Source organism: Burkholderia plantarii (assembly GCF_001411805.1).
Lineage (GTDB): Bacteria > Pseudomonadota > Gammaproteobacteria > Burkholderiales > Burkholderiaceae > Burkholderia > Burkholderia plantarii.
The window spans coordinates 220518-236677 of the sequence record NZ_CP007213.1 but is presented as its reverse complement, the minus strand read 5'-3'; the positions used below and the strand labels follow the sequence as shown (position 1 = coordinate 236677).

At 59.3% G+C, this 16160-nt stretch carries 13 protein-coding genes; 8 read left to right on the top strand and 5 right to left on the bottom strand.

Annotated elements, in window-relative coordinates; genetic code table 11:
• Positions 1–35 precede the first annotated feature (35 nt).
• From katG to bpln_RS18735, 3 genes are all read left to right on the top strand, one after another.
• On the top strand, positions 36–2306 hold the full coding sequence (katG, locus tag bpln_RS18745; RefSeq protein ID WP_055139661.1) for a catalase/peroxidase HPI: 2271 nt from the start codon (positions 36–38) through the stop codon (positions 2304–2306).
• Positions 2307–2566: 260 nt separating this feature from the next.
• Complete coding sequence (locus bpln_RS18740) at positions 2567–3376, top strand: helix-turn-helix transcriptional regulator (RefSeq protein WP_055139660.1); 810 nt, start codon at positions 2567–2569, stop codon at positions 3374–3376.
• Positions 3377–3618: 242 nt separating this feature from the next.
• The gene (locus tag bpln_RS18735; RefSeq protein WP_055141129.1) at positions 3619–4389 is read left to right on the top strand and encodes an alpha/beta hydrolase; all 771 of its coding nucleotides are present in this window, start codon (positions 3619–3621) and stop codon (positions 4387–4389) included.
• 1188 nt (positions 4390–5577) lie between these two features.
• On the opposite strand, the gene bpln_RS37840 is transcribed toward bpln_RS18735, so the two are convergent.
• Positions 5578–5775 (bottom strand): response regulator transcription factor, encoded by a 198-nt coding sequence (locus tag bpln_RS37840; RefSeq protein WP_244132045.1) that lies wholly within the window; start codon positions 5773–5775, stop codon positions 5578–5580.
• 324 nt (positions 5776–6099) lie between these two features.
• Between bpln_RS37840 and bpln_RS18725 the strand changes: the two genes are divergently transcribed.
• Both bpln_RS18725 and bpln_RS18720 read left to right on the top strand, forming a co-directional pair.
• Positions 6100–6813 (top strand): alpha/beta fold hydrolase, encoded by a 714-nt coding sequence (locus tag bpln_RS18725; RefSeq protein ID WP_063891298.1) that lies wholly within the window; start codon positions 6100–6102, stop codon positions 6811–6813.
• Between the two features lie 143 nt (positions 6814–6956).
• Entirely contained in the window at positions 6957–8057 is a 1101-nt protein-coding gene (locus tag bpln_RS18720) for an NADH:flavin oxidoreductase/NADH oxidase (RefSeq protein ID WP_055141128.1), read from the top strand.
• 133 nt (positions 8058–8190) lie between these two features.
• On the opposite strand, the gene bpln_RS18715 is transcribed toward bpln_RS18720, so the two are convergent.
• Positions 8191–9099 carry a polysaccharide deacetylase family protein gene (locus tag bpln_RS18715; RefSeq protein WP_055141127.1) on the bottom strand — a complete coding sequence of 303 codons (909 nt, stop codon included), beginning with the start codon at positions 9097–9099 and terminating at the stop codon, positions 8191–8193.
• A 209-nt stretch (positions 9100–9308) separates the two neighbouring features.
• On the opposite strand from bpln_RS18715, the gene bpln_RS18710 reads away from it, so the two are divergent.
• From bpln_RS18710 to bpln_RS18700, 3 genes are all read left to right on the top strand, one after another.
• Positions 9309–10313, top strand: a complete 1005-nt coding sequence (locus bpln_RS18710; RefSeq protein ID WP_082465351.1) for an AraC family transcriptional regulator — start codon at positions 9309–9311, stop codon at positions 10311–10313.
• 201 nt (positions 10314–10514) lie between these two features.
• Complete coding sequence (locus bpln_RS18705) at positions 10515–10901, top strand: carboxymuconolactone decarboxylase family protein (RefSeq protein ID WP_055139657.1); 387 nt, start codon at positions 10515–10517, stop codon at positions 10899–10901.
• Positions 10901–11800 (top strand): NAD(P)-dependent oxidoreductase, encoded by a 900-nt coding sequence (locus bpln_RS18700; RefSeq protein WP_055139656.1) that lies wholly within the window; start codon positions 10901–10903, stop codon positions 11798–11800. Before bpln_RS18705 ends, bpln_RS18700 begins: the two co-directional genes overlap by 1 nt.
• Positions 11801–11888: 88 nt before the next feature.
• Here the strand turns inward: bpln_RS18700 and bpln_RS18695 are convergent, their stop codons facing one another.
• The 3 genes from bpln_RS18695 to bpln_RS18685 form a co-directional block, all read right to left on the bottom strand.
• Entirely contained in the window at positions 11889–13385 is a 1497-nt protein-coding gene (locus bpln_RS18695) for a M81 family metallopeptidase (RefSeq protein WP_055139655.1), read from the bottom strand.
• A 72-nt stretch (positions 13386–13457) separates the two neighbouring features.
• Positions 13458–14615, bottom strand: coding sequence for a porin (locus bpln_RS18690; RefSeq protein ID WP_082465350.1), 1158 nt, complete (start codon positions 14613–14615; stop codon positions 13458–13460).
• Positions 14616–14652: 37 nt separating this feature from the next.
• Positions 14653–15999 carry an MFS transporter gene (locus tag bpln_RS18685; protein ID WP_082465349.1) on the bottom strand — a complete coding sequence of 449 codons (1347 nt, stop codon included), beginning with the start codon at positions 15997–15999 and terminating at the stop codon, positions 14653–14655.
• Positions 16000–16160: the final 161 nt, after the last annotated feature.

Here is a 16160-nt window from a genome sequence, read left to right as displayed (position 1 = left end):
CATAGAAAACAACCTTAAAAAGCGGGACCAACCTGATGTCTAATACTTCGAAGTGCCCATTCAATCACGCCAATCACACGGCCGGCGGCGGCACCACCAATCGCGACTGGTGGCCCAAAGCGCTGCGACTGGACCTGCTGAGCCAGCACTCCAGCAAGTCGAACCCGCTCGATCCGCAATTCAACTATGCCCAGGCATTCAATACGCTCGACCTCGCTGCACTCAAGACGGACCTGACCGCCGTCATGACGGACTCGAAGGAGTGGTGGCCTGCTGACTTCGGTCACTACGGTCCGCTTTTCGTTCGCATGGCCTGGCATAGCGCCGGCACCTACCGCACGGGTGACGGACGCGGCGGCGCGGGACGAGGGCAGCAGCGATTCGCGCCGCTTAACAGCTGGCCTGACAATGTGAGCCTCGACAAGGCGCGCCGACTCCTGTGGCCGGTCAAACAGAAGTATGGCCAGAAGATTTCGTGGGCCGATCTGCTTGTCCTCGCCGGCAACGTGGCGCTCGAAAGCATGGGCTTCAGGACGTTAGGTTTCGCCGGAGGCCGGGAGGATACGTGGGAACCGGATCAGGACGTCTATTGGGGCAACGAAAAGACCTGGTTGGGTGGCGATGTTCGCTATGGAAAGGCGGCGGCTGACGGCGGGGAAGGCGTGATTGTCGCCGATGAAGAACTGCACGGAGTCGAGCAAAGCCGCACGGATGCGGGCCGCGATCTTGAGAACCCGCTTGCAGCCGTGCAGATGGGCCTCATCTATGTGAATCCCGAAGGCCCCGATGGCAACCCCGACCCACTTGCCGCCGCGCACGACATTCGTGACACGTTCGCGCGCATGGCGATGAACGACGAAGAAACGGTCGCCCTGATCGCGGGCGGCCACACGTTTGGCAAGACGCATGGTGCGGGCCCCGCCGACCACGTGGGATCAGAGCCTGAAGCGGCTGGCCTTGAAAATCAGGGCCTTGGATGGCAAAGCACGTTCGGCACTGGCAAGGGCGCCGACACGATCACCAGTGGGCTCGAAGTGACGTGGACCAGCACACCCACCCAATGGGGTATGGGATTTTTTGAAAACCTGTTCGGCCACGAATGGGAGCTCACCAGGAGCCCGGCCGGCGCCCACCAGTGGGTTGCGAAAGACGCTACGGAGACGATCCCGCATGCACATGATTCATCGAAGAAGGTCCTTCCCAGCATGCTGACCACGGATCTCTCCCTGCGGTTCGATCCGGAATACGAGAAAATCTCGCGCCGCTTTCTGGAGCATCCCGATCAGTTCGCCGATGCGTTCGCCCGCGCCTGGTTCAAGCTGACGCATCGCGACATGGGCCCTCGCGCCCGATACCTCGGTCCGGAAGTGCCCACCGAAAAGTTTGACTGGCAAGACCCGATTCCACCGGTCGATCATCCGTTAGTAAACGACGCGGACATTGCCACGCTCAAGCAGCAGATCGCCGGATCGAGGCTTTCCGTGACCGAGCTTGTGTCAACTGCGTGGGCTTCGGCCTCGACGTTCCGGGGGTCGGACAAGCGCGGCGGTGCCAACGGCGCACGCATCCGTCTTGCGCCCCAGAAGGATTGGGAAGTAAATCGGCCACAGCAGTTAAGGCGAGTGTTGGACATCTTGCGAGGCATTCAACGCACCTTCAACGACTCGGGGAAAGATGGCAGGAAGATATCGTTTGCAGACCTTATTGTTCTGGCGGGAAGCGTTGGCGTTGAAGAGGCCGCGAAAAAGGCGGGTCGCGCGGTCTCGATTCCGTTCGTAGCGGGCCGCACGGATGCGTCGCAGGCAGACACAGACGTCGAGTCTTTCAGCGCCCTGGAGCCCCTGGCGGACGCATTCCGCAATTACCGGAAGCGCGGCGTGCCGGTGCCCGCTGAGGCTCTGCTTATCGACAAGGCGCAACTGCTCACACTGACTGCGCCCGAGATGACGGCACTGATCGGTGGCTTGCGGGCGCTGGGTGTCTCGACAGACACTGACGCACCCGGTGTGTTCACTGACCGTCCAGGCGTGCTTACCAATGATTTTTTCGTTAATCTGCTCAGCATGGACACACAGTGGAAGCCAGTCTCCGCTGCGGGCGACGAGTTTGTCGGTACTGATCGCGTCACCGGCAAGTTTAGGTGGATGGGCACGCGTGTTGATCTGGTGTTCGGATCACACTCTGTGCTACGGGCGCTCAGCGAAGTGTATGCAAGCGAGGACGGCAAGGACAAGTTTGTGCACGACTTCGTTGCGGCATGGACGAAGGTTATGAACCTCGATCGCTTTGATCTGCGTGTGTCCTGATGTCGACGACGCGCCGCGATGTTGTTGTCATGTCACCAGCGAGTCTTCACGGATGCAGACGACGACTCGCGTTGGCGACCGCGACTGCGCGGAGTATGACCGGCGAAGTTGGCGTTGCCAGGGAACTCGCGGTGCGCGACAGGCACACTTGGCCGCTCAATTGAGGCCAAAACGCATCCATCGTTCGAACCGGGCTCCTTCTAACAGACGATATGCACTAAGTTGCGCCGCCTGACAATCACTCAACTTTGACTGAAAAAATGTCCAGACGACCTTCTCCCGACCAACGCCGCGAGCTTGGTTCTTTCCTGTCTAGCCGCCGGAGCCGTCTACAGCCTGCTGACTTCAAGCTGCCTGAAGGCGGGCGCCGCACTCCCGGTCTGCGGCGCGAAGAAGTGGCCATGCTCGCCGGAGTCAGCGTGAGCTGGTACACGTGGCTTGAGCAGGGCCGCGACATCCAGCCGTCCGCTGACGCGCTGCGCAGGCTGTCGGCCGTGTTCAAGCTCGATGCCGTCGAAGCCGCGCACCTGTTCGCGCTCTCCGCTCGGGAGCTTTCACAGGTCGCGACTGGAAGCGGCGTCACCGAGGGGCTGGAACTGCTCGTACGGTCGATCAATGTCCCGGCGTATGTTCGCAATACGCGCCTGGACATCCTTGCATGGAACGACGCGATCTGCGATCTGTTTGTCGACTACGGATCGCTCGAGTCGCACGAACGTAATACGTTGCGTCTGCTATTCCTTTACAAGCCGTATCGTACGCTCATCCTCGACTGGGAACAGATGACCCGGGGCATGATCTCGGCCTTTCGTGCGGCGCGCGCGCAGGCACCGGACAAAGCTCCGTTTGACAAGCTGGTGAGGGAACTTACGGAGCTAAGCGCCGAGTTCCGCGACTGGTGGCAGGACACCAACGTAAAGGGATTCGACGAGGGCGATAAACGGCTTCGGCATCCTTCTGGCGGCCACATCGAATTCACATACGTTGCACTGACACCGACGGGGAGACCAGACCTCTCACTCGTGACCTACCTTCCGCGACTTGCGGGGGGAGGCAATTCCGATGCGTAGGCTCATGAGATTCGGCGCCGATGGGCACGGTTGACAGCACCGGATCGACACAATCAATCTGAGCTTGTGCGAGTCGGTGGTCCGCTCGCCGAGGCGCCAAGAGAATACTGGTACGGGGGAGATTCGACGGGCTATTCCGACTGGCCCGAGATGCACCGCGAGCCTGTGGTTGACGCGTGATTTACCGCGAGATCCATCAACCAACACCCCAAACTTTTTTGCTGATCCATCTGGAGCTTTTCATGAAAACGACCACCCGAGTTCGCCGTTTTGCCACTGCCATCGCGTTCGGCGTGGCAGCACTTTCCACGCAGATCGCCACCGCTGCGCCCGTCAAGAACGTTGTCCTGGTCCATGGATTCTTTGCTGACGGTTCAGGCTGGCAGGCCGTGTCGAACATTCTCACCCGCGACGGCTACAAGGTGTCCGTGGTCCAGGAACCGGAAACGTCGTTCAAGGACGACGTCGCGGCGACCACCCGTGTGGTCGATGCGCAGGACGGCCCCAGCATCCTCGTCGGACACAGCTACGGCGGAGCGGTTATCACAGAAGCCGGCAACGATGCGCGCGTCTCGGGACTCGTCTACGTTGCCGCCTTTGAACCCGATGCCGGTGAGAGCCTGAAGGATCTGACCACCAGAATGCCTGCCGCGATCAAAAGCATCAAGGAGACGGGCGACGGTCATCTGTACATCGATCCTTCGCGGTTCCATGCCGACTTTGCATCCGACGTCCCGGAGCCAGAGGCCGCATTCATGGCTTCTTCCCAGGTGATGCCCGCCGTCGGCTCGTTCGTGGCGCCCGTCATGCAGGCAGCGTGGAAATCGAAGCCGAGTTGGGCGGTCGTCGCGGCGTCGGACCGCACTGTCAATCCGGACCTGGAGCGCTGGATGGCCAAGCGCGCCGGCAGTAAAGTGACGGAAGTCGACTCGAGCCATGTCGCCTTTCTTTCACATCCCGAAGCAATCGCGAAGGTCATCGAGCAGGCGGCCGCGGCCAGCGGCGATCGTTGAACTGTACGCGTAGCGAGGCTACGGGGATATGTTGCTCTCAGTGCGGTGGGCAGGCCTAAAGGGCTCGGCGCACTGCGAACTTCCGTCAGTCGTGTCGCTGTCGGCATGACTGCAAGGGCGGAAGGTCACCGGGGAACGTGCAGCCCGCGCGACGTCGATGAGATCGCGCGCCGCGGGGCGATCCTACCGGCGACGGCGGGGAGAGCGACAAGCCGAGTCTGGCAACCGATGTGATGTCGCGTATGCGTGCACTGCAGACAACGGCCGCCTACCACGGAATCCGGTCGTGCTCGAAGTAAAATTGTCCCGCTGGCCCGGACACGACGCTCGAACGAATGGTTCATGTTGCCAAGATGCGCTGGCGTATCGCTGCATACATCGCGCGCCGGCTACCGCGATGTCCGTTTTGTTCAGTGTTCAAGAGTGATTTATCGACACAGTAAGACTAACGGATCTCACACAATTCTCTTCGACAGAAAACCGTGCTGCCCCGGAGATCCCGGGTGCTCGGATGCGAACTCCGCGCGCGAGCACGTCGATGACGATCGTCGGTGCGGCCAATGCGGGCTGGTAAACACAGGCCGGGTCTTGATGATGGCATCGTCCGCTGACAGGCTAATCTCGAGGCGGATGTGCAGCAAGTCGGGCATCGCGAGACTTGCGCGGCGTTGATGTGCTCAACTGCCGAACCTGCGCGCCATCAGATCGCTCTCGCGAAACAGCAGTTCCTGCCCTCGTTCCCCGGTTGCAACTCGATCTGACCTCGGATCAAGGTGATCGGTGTTTGCAGTTCGTACGCAGCTGAAGCATGATACTTTTCATGCACCGTGAAGCCGTTTTCAAGTCTGCCGAGCGTCTCTTTGAATACGATGAGATACGCAGCGCGTCGCGACACGCGGCATCGCGCTCGACTACCGAATCAGTTGTTTCATACGCCCCTCTTTCGCGTTAGAGGGTTGGTCGGGCACACCATCCAGTCCGTTTTCGTTAGCGGCGTGCAGCGCAAACCCGCGCCACGGATGTTCGCGAGCCTCGTTGCGGCACCAAGCGCCGTCAGCTTCTTGCGCAGCGGGTGCAGGTCACTTCCAGCGCGTTCGGTGTGACCGCCTCGCCTAGGCCCCGGACTGCATGCTCGAGTGCCGCGTGCCGCACGGTCCGGCCACCGGCCTTGACAAGGCACAGCATGATCTACAGTTCGGCCTGCGCGAGCGTGACCGTCTCGGCGCCGCGGCGCATCGCGCGCTGCTGCGGGTCCACGGTGATGTCGGCGAACGACACAACCAGTTTCGCCGGTGTGGGCGGCCGGCGCATCAGCGTGCGCACCCGGGCGACCAGTTCGCTCATCGCGAACGGTCTGGTCACGTACTCGCCGTCACGGGGTGACATCGGTGATTGCATCGTGTCAAGTTGACCCAGAATGCAAAATCCATGTCCCAAAATATCAATCCAAAGAGACCGGGGACGGTAGACTGAGCCGCGTCCCATCAGGCGGGACAGCTATAGAACCGGAACAGCCGAGGGCAGGTGCGTCGTTGGCGGCACACCGGACTTCGCGTAGGTGAAGTCGTGTCAATGCCGGTTGGCCATATTCGCGAGTCTGTACCGGCGCCGATCCGCGTGGCACGCGGGTCGGATGTCCGAGAAACATGGCGCAATGTATTGCCTGCACACCGGCGCGTTCCGAATGGTTAACGCTAGAGGTCTATCAGCATGACAAATTTCGTCTTCGTTCACGGCGCTTTCCACGGGGGTTGGTGCTTCGATAAACTCCGCCCTTCTCTGGAGGCTGCCGGTCACCGTGTGCTGACACCCACGCTAACGGGCGTCGGGGAACGCTCTCATCTTTCGGCGTTGGGACCGATCAATCTGGACACCCACATCCTCGATATCGCCAACCTCATCACGTGGCGAGACCTAGATAATGTCGTGCTCTGTGGCCACTCATACGGTTGTCTCGTCATTACCGGGGTGGCCGACCAGTTGCACGACCGGATTGCCTCGCTCGTTTATCTCGACGGCCCGCTCCCGGAAAAAAGCGGCGACTCGCTCTTTTCATTGTTGCCCAATCTGCTATTGCCGTTCACCGAACTCAGCGCGTCGCTCGGCGGTACGCAGGTTGCGAACTGGCCTTCGAAAGTATTCGGTGTCGGCGAGGAACATCAGGCGTGGGCCGACTCGAAATTAACGTCGCACCCATTGGCTTGCTTTACGCAGCAACTGTCTCTCACCGGCAACTTCAAGAAAGTACCGAAGAAGGTATTCATCTACAACTCGAAAGACATCGGCATCCCAAGCCCTATCCCGGATTGGTACGAGGCGCAGCGCGATCTTCCTGAAACTCACGTCTATTCATTGGACGGCGGGCACGATCTGATGATCGACAAGGCAAGCGAGGTTGCGGAGATATTGCTGAAGCATGCGTGAGGCTGTCGAGCGGCGACCGCTCTTGCAAGGAGCTCCGGTTCAACGGGATTTGTCTCGCCGCCGTCCGTCCTGAAGCACTTCTTCGAAATCGACCCTACCCCACGGGTATGGACGGCGCCCAGCGGGCGCCACACGGAGCTCTCATGAGTCGCCCCCTTCTGTTTACACCGACCCAGATCGATAACCTGAAACTAGACAACCGCATCGTGATCGCCCCGATGGCCCAATATTCGGCCGAAAACGGGCAGATGAACGAATGGCACCTGATTCATCTTGGGCAACTGGCAAGCTCGGGTGCAGGACTGCTGACGATCGAGGCGACAGCGGTCACGCCCGACGGACGCAACACCCGTGGCGACGTAGGACTCTATTCCGACGACTGCGAGGCTGCCATGGCGCGAGTGCTGCGCGGCGTCCGACGTTGGTCAGACATGCCGATCGGCATTCAGCTCAATCATGCCGGGCGAAAAGCGTCGCGGCAAAAGTCGTGGGAAGGCGGTGCACAGGTTCCGCCTGGGCAGCCGGACGGCTGGACGACCTATGCGCCGTCACCGCTCGCGTTTACGTCCGGCGAGATGCCGCCGACCGCCCTGGACCGCGACGGTCTCGCGGCAATACGCAACGCGTTCGGTAGCGCGGCGCGACGCGCATCCCGGCTTGGCCTCGATTTCATCCAGATTCTTGGCGCGCACGGCTATCTTCTCCATGAGTTTCTCTCGCCTCTCTCGAATCAGAGAACAGACGAGTACGGCGGCTCACTGGAAAACAGAATGCGGTTTCCGCTGGAAGTCTTCGAGGCGGTGCGGGATGTGTTTCCGCATGACCGCCCCGTGACGATGCGGGTGTCCGCAACCGATTGGGTGGGAGGCGGTTGGTCCGTCGAGGATACGATCGCCTTTGTCGACGCATTGCAGGCGAGAGGCTGCGCCGCTATCAATGTCTCGAGCGGCGGATCGAGCCCCGCACAGCAAATCCCGATCGGACCCGGCTATCAGGTTCCTCTTGCACGCGCGATAAAACAGGCGACCACACTGCCGGTTATCGCCGTTGGCCTGATCACCGACTTCGAGCACGCCGAAGCTATCCTCAGCACCGGGGACGCCGATCTTATTGCGCTCGCGAGAGCCGTGCTGTACGACCCGCGATGGCCTTGGCATGCCGCCGCTCACTTCGGGGTTCAAATCAAGGCACCGAAACAGTATCTCCGCTCTCAACCCAACCGGTTGCGCGATCTGTTCGTCTGAGTCGCCCCGCCGGGGAGACTGCCCTGATGCAGCGACTGGCATCCCCAGTCGCATCGGCGGTCCGCTTCAGTCTTCGTGCCGCAGGCCTCCCCGCCGCGGCACGTACAACGCTACCTGAGCTCACCTCCGGTCGTCAACGAAGCTTCGCATTCTGCAGCACATAGTTCACTACTTCATCGTGACGGGCAAACCATACACCGTCAGGCAAGCTCTTCGCGTACCTGATCAGTTCTTCGACAATCCAGATGCGCGAGCGATTCGTGATCACGTGCGGATGCATGGTGAGCTCGAACAGTCCCCCCTCCGCATACGCGGCGTCCAGTTCCCGCCGGAAAATGTCGAATACGTCCGAAGGCGGCGTATAGGGACGTAATCCCTGAAATCGATGCATCAGGAAATAAACGGCATCGTCGCGCACCCAGTCGAACGGGATTTCGACCAGCCCGGTAGGCTCGCCATCCATCTCTAATTCATAGCAGTCGTCGTCGGCGCTCAGGGATGAGTCGTAGGAAAACCCGAGCTCCTGAAGAATCTGCAGCGTATTTTTTGAAAAATCACCCGACGGCGAGCGAAAGCCCGTCGGACGTTTGCCAGTAATTTTTTCAAGGGTGTCCATCGAGCGGCCGAGCAAGTCCCGTTCGTCGACGAACTCCAGCTTCGAGTTGAGCTCGTGAATCCAGCCGTGCACGCCGATCTCGTGTCCCGCGTCCACAATGCGACGCTGCTCGTCGGGGTACAGCAGCGCCGAGACGGCAGGCACATAGAAGCTGACAGGAACGCTGTATTTTTCGAGGAGCGACAGGATGCGCGGTACACCGACCCGATTTCCATACTGTCCCCACGAAAGACGGTTAACCGAACTGCCTCCATCTCGCAGCTCGTTGGTTTCGTGATCCGAATCGAACGAAAGGGCGACAGCAACCCGTGCGCCACCTTTCCATTTGTCCGGACGCAGACGGCGCCCCGCACGAACGTGGGTCACGATTCGTCGCCACTCCTGCTCGGACCATTGCCAAGGTTGCATCCCATTTTGATCGCTCATCACGGCCTCTCTATCTGCGCGTCGCGCAGTTTGTTGTTAAAAATCCCATCAATGTTGGACGTTTCTCGATGTGAGGCGGCAATTCGCGCAAAGCTTTGAAACGCCGTCAGCCGTCACTATTGTGGAACCTAGGGATTTTGTTTAGTTGACATTCCGTGCCTCACACTTTTCAATATGAGACACACCTCCCCTTCCGAGGAACAACGGTTATGCGCAAGCGAGTTGTCAGAAGCGCCACCTTGCATGGCTATTTGCGGGCTGCCTGCGACGTCGGCATTGACGGCAAAGCGCTCATGGCTCGGGTCGGATTGAGCAGCGACATCGCTGAAAGTCCGGATAGCCTGATTCCGTTAGATGCGTGGATCAGGCTCCTGGATTTGTCCGTTGCCGCATCGGCCCGCACCGATTTCGGCGCGCGCGTCGCGATCGCCCGCGGCGTTCCCGACTACGGACTAGTAAGTCTTATGTTGAGAGAAGAGGAAACGCTACGAGATGCGCTGCGCACGTATTCGACCCAGCTGCATCACCACTGCGACGGCATCTTCATTGATCTGGACGAACGCTTCGACAAACCGCTGCTGACGTTCAAAATCGAGTCCGAGATTCCTTCGATACACGTCATGGAATACTGCGCCTGCGGCATCGTCCAGATGATTCGCTGGCTCGTCGGACCGGACTGGCAACCCGATGCGGTCTGCCAGGAACATTCGCGTCCCGCCCATACGCTGGTGCAAAGCAACTTCATGCGATGCGAGCTCCGCTATGACCAGATGGTCAGCGGGATCCTGCTCTCACGCAATGCGTTGTCCCTGAAGGTGATCGCTTCATCCGCCGTACTCCGGCGTCACGCTAAAACCTTGCTCGGGCAAACCTTCAATCATTCGCCGGAAGACTTCGAAGCACGCGTCGAGTGGCTCATGCATCAGCAGTTGCGCGACTCGCGATGCAGCGTCGAGACTCTCGCGTCCAGTCTGGGAATGAATCGACGCACCCTCCATAGACGACTCGCGGACAAGGGATCGTCCTACTCCGCGCTTTTGCAGCAAGTTCGGTGCGATACGGCCAGGCGGTTGCTCAGCATGCAAACCGTGTCATTGACAGAAGCAGCCGAAGCACTAGGGTTCGGTAGTCTGAGCGCGTTCTCCAGATGGTTCCAGACCAGCTTCGGCTGCAGCGCCTCGAGATGGAAACGCAACCTGGAAGCATCCGGTTAAGGCCTCCGTAAATTCGCGGTTCGACTTGCTGCATAGACGGTCGCGCGTCCCGTGTTGTCAAACACCTGTCCCGTTAAGTAAAACGTAACGACATCGTTGGACTAAAGTAGGCCAACCTGTGTCATCGATTCGGACTCCGGAATGGGATGCCGATTCGTGCCAGCTAATACGACCTTTCTTTACCAACGAGGAACTCCAGTCATGTCAGACGACAACGCTCTTTTCGAAAAGGGCATGCCTATCCGTCGCGCCGTACTTGGGGCGGAATACGTAGATGCTTCGATGCAGAAAGCCGACTCCTTCATGATGTCTTTTCAGCGGGCCACCACCGCGTGGGCATGGGGATGGGCGTGGGGAGACGAAACGCTCGACCGCAGGACCAGAAGTCTGCTGAATCTCGCCATGCTGACGATCGCAGGCCACACGGACGAACTGAAGCTGCACGTCAAGGGCGCCCTGAACAACGGCCTCACGGTTGAGGAAATCAAGGCCACGCTGCTGCATGCCACTGCATACTCAGGAATTCCTTCTGGCCTCAGCGCGTTCAAAGCAGCTCATGAAGTCCTTGTCCGGAATGGGGCGCTGTGATGGGTAGCAGAACGTTCAGGAAAGTCGCGTTTATCGGCATCGGTCACATGGGGTGGCCTATGGCCGCCCGACTCGTCAATGCAGGCTTCCACGTCGCGGTTTTCGATCTGGACCGCGAACGCGCGGCAGCGTTCTCGAGCAGGATCGGCGGCGAATCGCCGGATACGCTCGAGGCGGCCGTCGAGTCGGCAGATGCGGTCATTACCATGCTTCCGAAAAGCCAACATGTGTCACAGGTGATTACGGCCGTTCGGCCCATGCTCAGGGCTGGTGCGCTGGTCATCGACATGACATCGGGAATTCCCAGAATCACGCAGGAGATCGCGGCCAGCCTCGAATCGGGCGGTATTCTGATGATCGACGCCCCTGTCTCAGGCGGCGTTTCGCGGGCTCAAACCGGCGAACTCGCCATTATGGTTGGGGGCCCCGCGACGGCTGTCGAACAGGCCAAACCCTTGCTGCTTGCCATCGGAACTACGGTTACCGAAGTGGGCAAGATTGGGGCGGGCCAGGCGATGAAAGCGCTAAACAACCTCGTGTCGGCCGGCGGGTTTCTGATTGGTGTAGAAGCGCTGATTATCGGCCGGAAATTTGGACTCGACGCCGGAAAAATGGTCGACGTACTCAATGCTTCCACCGGCACCAATAACAGTACGCAGAAGAAGTTTCGTCAATTTGTCCTGTCCCGGACTTTCGACAGCAATTTCGGTCTCGACCTGATGGTCAAAGACCTGGGCATCGCCCTTGAAGTCGCACAGGACGAAGGCGTTACAGTTCCGTTTGCCGCGCTGTGCAGCGAACTGTGGGCGAATGCGGCGCAAACGCTGGGGCGAGGTAAAGACCACACCGAAATGGCGCGGTTCTGCGAGGAGACCTCCGGCGTCCCGCTCGCGCATTGAATGAGGCGTTACGCAAGGGCTTGCCGGATGGTCATTTCGCCCATCCGGCAAGCCTCCCTGCAAGTCCGGGCCGAAAGCGTACGTCTGCTCAAGGACGGCGCCGGATGGAAGCCGGCAACTTCCGCCACGGCAGATCGCCTGGGTCAGCCGCGGCTGCGCCCCGCGCCTTCGCGATCACGACGTCGGTCTGTTCATTTTCGACAAGCGGTACGAAGTCGGCTCTGAAATGGTTACTGCTTTTGACGACGATGATCTTCATCTGCTCCGGATGCACGCCAACGAAACGAAACAGTTCACGGTCCTGCGCTCCGATCTTTCCACTTGCGACCACTACCAGCACGCCGCCAGTCTCGACGCATGCGCTTGGCCCCAATCCGGCAACGAACCCCGTCATCTTTGGGCCCTTGAAAGTGACCCGCCCATCGCTGACTGCTCTCACGGTGAATTCGGCGGTCACCGGCGGATCGGTGGGACCATCCCAAAGCTCCGTGGCATGGCCAAGACTGGCGCGAAACGTTGCACCGACGCCGGCCTGAACCGCCGCAGCCGCAAATCGAGCGTCGTACATCACACCTAGCGTCACCCGATGGGGGAAACGTTCGCCGGCTCGGGCATTCAGCAGTGCGTGCAGCATGCCGGTGGTCGATGCCGTACCTCCGGCGCCGGGGTTGTCCTGAGTGTCTGCTATCACAACCGGAGCGTTGCTTTCGACGGCGCGCGCCATCGCTTCCTGCACCGCATCGTCCGCGCAAAGTATTTCAAGCCGCCATTGAGCGGGCTCGCCCGCAAGCGATGCGAGCTCCTCGACGACAGTCGAAGCGTTCTCTCCCACGCTCCAGATCATGGGCGCACATTCGGCAAAGTCGGCCGCCGGAAAGGCCATGCAAAAGCTCGACATCGTTCCATGCTCTGTATCCAGTGCACGCAGCCGTTCATAGATCCGCTTCGCCGGTCCCGTTGTCGTATTTTGCGAATTCAGCGGAATAAGGAATGGGAGCCGCTTCCAGACAACCGGTTCCCGACGTCCATGCGCAATACGGCGTGACAGGAGCTCACCGGCCAGTTCGCCTGTCTCTACGTAATCGACGTGCGGATAGGTGCGGAACGAAACCATGCCATCCGCACTTCGGAGCATCCTCTCGGTGACATTTGCATGCAGATCCAGACTCACCACAATCGGCATGTTTTCGCCCACCAGTTGCCGAACGCGGCCGATCAGTTCCCCCTCGGTATCGTCTTCGTTCTCGGCAACGCCGGCGCCGTGGAGATCCAGGTATACGGCGTCGAAACCGCCGGCTTTCACGTCATTGCATATCTCATTGCAAATGCGCTCAAAGGCGTCCTCGGTCACATACGAAGACGGGACAGCGCCGCACCACAAACTCGGTATGATCGACCATCCCTTCGATCGCGCGTAGTGCAAAAATCCCGTAGCCGGCATCGCGACCGCGTCCATCGTTTCGAGCATCTGTTGGCCTCGAACGGGTGCGGGGAACGCTTCGCCTTTTTCGAAAGCCGACCAGTCGGCCTTATCGAGCGCAAACGTATTGGTTTCATGTTTATAGCCGGCGACCAGAACCTTCATAAGTCTCTCCTTGCTGATTTCTCGAAACGTATGTCTCTCGACTGTCGTGTGCAAACAAGACGTCGGGCTGCTTTAAAAGAAGTGAAAGATGCCGATGCTGGCACCGAACTGACCCGCTCCCTGCAAAGTCTGGGTCTGAAGGTCCAGCCCCATGTTGCTAAGACGGGTATTCCAGACTTTGCCGGCGTTGCCGTACACGCCCGTCGATTTTGATAGCCGGTACTGCGTCTGAAGCGCGACCATCGTGGGCCGGGCATCCTCACCAGCAACCCGCTGGTGATACGCACCGACAGTCCCCGTCCACGCAGGCGTAAACTGCTCGGTAACGCCTCCCCAGTACAGATTCGAGTTTTCGTTGCCGGCCTGCGCGACCGTCCTTAGATGGCGGTAGCCTGCGAACAGCGACGTGCCGTCCCACTTATATCTGAGGGCCGCGGCGATACGCTCAGCCCGTTGCGGTGCGCCGGAAGACGCTGCCGGGACCGCCGAGGGCACAAACAACCCCAAGCCGTATTGCGCTGAAGTCATGGGGCCATGGATGTTGTCGTACACGATCCCGGCCATCAATTGCCGGGCGGTGTAGTCAGCAGACGCGGCGAATTCCTTGGAGCGAGAGCCTGCTCCGGCCGTTCCGTTGATCGTGCTTTCCACACTGGCGCTGCCAAAGCTGTATTGGACATTTTCGTGGAACGGCCCATCCGAGCGCGTGTATCTGACCGCATTGTCCATGCGCGACACCATTCCGCCATCCATGGTCCACAGGCTTACGTTGGAACCTTGCAGCGGATCGAGATAGCCGATCACGTCGTAAAGAGGCGTATAGACCCGGCCGAGAATGATCCTGTTATTGCTGTTCTGAATCCCTACCCACGCCTGTCTCCCGAAAAGACGCCCGCCTTGTATCGACGTACCGTTGTAGGGATTGAAGCCGCCTTCGAGCCTGAAAATGGCCTTGACGTCGCCACCCAGTCCTTCAGAACCCATCAAACCGAACGAATTTGAGTAAATCTCCGCAGGCCCTGACTGCACCGCCGAATGCGATGTCTTGTTCGCGTTCGTCAGATACTCGATACCTTCGTCCAGCGTTCCGAACAAGGTGACGCTACTCTGGGCGTCCGAAACAGCCGGAACTACCAAAAAGATCGACAGGCACAGGTTCGCCAGCCATTTTTTTGACTTTTCATTGCACGTTGCATATGAGTAGTTATACGAAATATACAGACTAAGCATGTCTATTGCCCTAAATCTGGACTTCCGTTCGCGTGATCTATATGTTTCCCGAGACGGACTGCTGCGGCAAAGAATCGACCGGATTCATCCGCGTCTTCCTGGTCGAAGAAAGGTAGATAGAGACCGCGGCGCCGGCCGCCGACACACCCAATACCATTACGAATGCCGTGAGCAGGCCGTGTGGGTTTTCCTTCATCCGATCGCTCAACACGCCCACCGACCACGGTCCGATACTCGCGCCCAACATGTAGTTGAAAGTCATGAACACACCGGTCGCGCGACCTCGCATACGATTGGGAACCGCGAGTTGAATGGGAGCGACCATAAAGGTCGTGACGACGGAAAAAATGATGACTTGCGACGCGTAAAACAAATAGGCAAGGCTAGCCGTGTCGACGAAAATGAACGCTACGGCCAGCGGAAGCTGGACTGCCCACATCGCCGACATTCGCTTGAGCAGCGAACTCAAGAGATTGCGATTTTCGAGCTTTCGCAAGAGAAGCTGTGATGCAACACAGCCGCACAAGCCCACCGCCAGAAAGATGGCACCCAACGGGCGCCCAATCGTCGCCGCGGTCCCAAAGCCCTCGCGGATCATCAGACTTGGAAACCAGGTCAGAAGCACGAACAATCCAGACGTGCTGAAAACAAATGCAGCGAAGTAAAACAACAGCATTGGGCTACTGAAGATGAACTGCAAAGTCGCCCGAGTTGACGTGTCGATCTCCTGCCCGGACTCGTGACGTTTCGGCTCCTTCAGCGCAAGAATGAGTGCCGCCAGCAGGATACCGGGAAGTCCCAGAACGAGAAAAACCGACTGCCATGGCTCGATATGTCCGATCAACGGCACATCCATCCCGTCAGCAGTGGTGAAATGGCGCAGTGCCATACTGCCGAGAATAAGGGCCATCCCTCCTCCCACATAAGGGCCGACGTTGTACACCGCGGTTGCTCTCAACAGCGCTCGCCCGGACAGCATGTCTGAGAGAATCGAGTACGACGCTGGCGAGCAGCCCGCTTCGCCAATCGCTGTGCTCGTGCGTGCAACGAAAAGCTGAATAAAGTTTCCTGCCAACCCGCACGCCGCCGTCGCGAGGCCCCAGAAAGCGACGCACGCGGCAGCAATCCCGACTCGGTGAAACCTGTCTACCAGCACGCCCAGGACGACACCGGAGCATGCGTAAAACGCGCCGAATGCCAGCCCCTGCAGCATGCCGACTTCTGAATCTGTTAATGAGAATGCGTGTTTGATCGGTTCGAGAAGCAACGGCAAGATCTGCCGATCCATGTAAGAGAGGGAAAAAGCCAATGCGAGCAAGATCGTCGTCAGTGCGACGCGCCGCTTCGGCGTGGGACGCGTTTCACCTCGCTTTACTGATTCCATTGATTACCTCCCGCATCTATATTTTGATACGTTTGAGTTAAATGGCTGTCGCCTCGACGGAGGGTGGTCGGTGCGCATGTTGCCGTTCGGTTCACGATTCGCCTGATCCGCGTTCGCCATGCAGGCCATTGGCAGAAGCGCGGCGCGCGTATTGGAAGCTA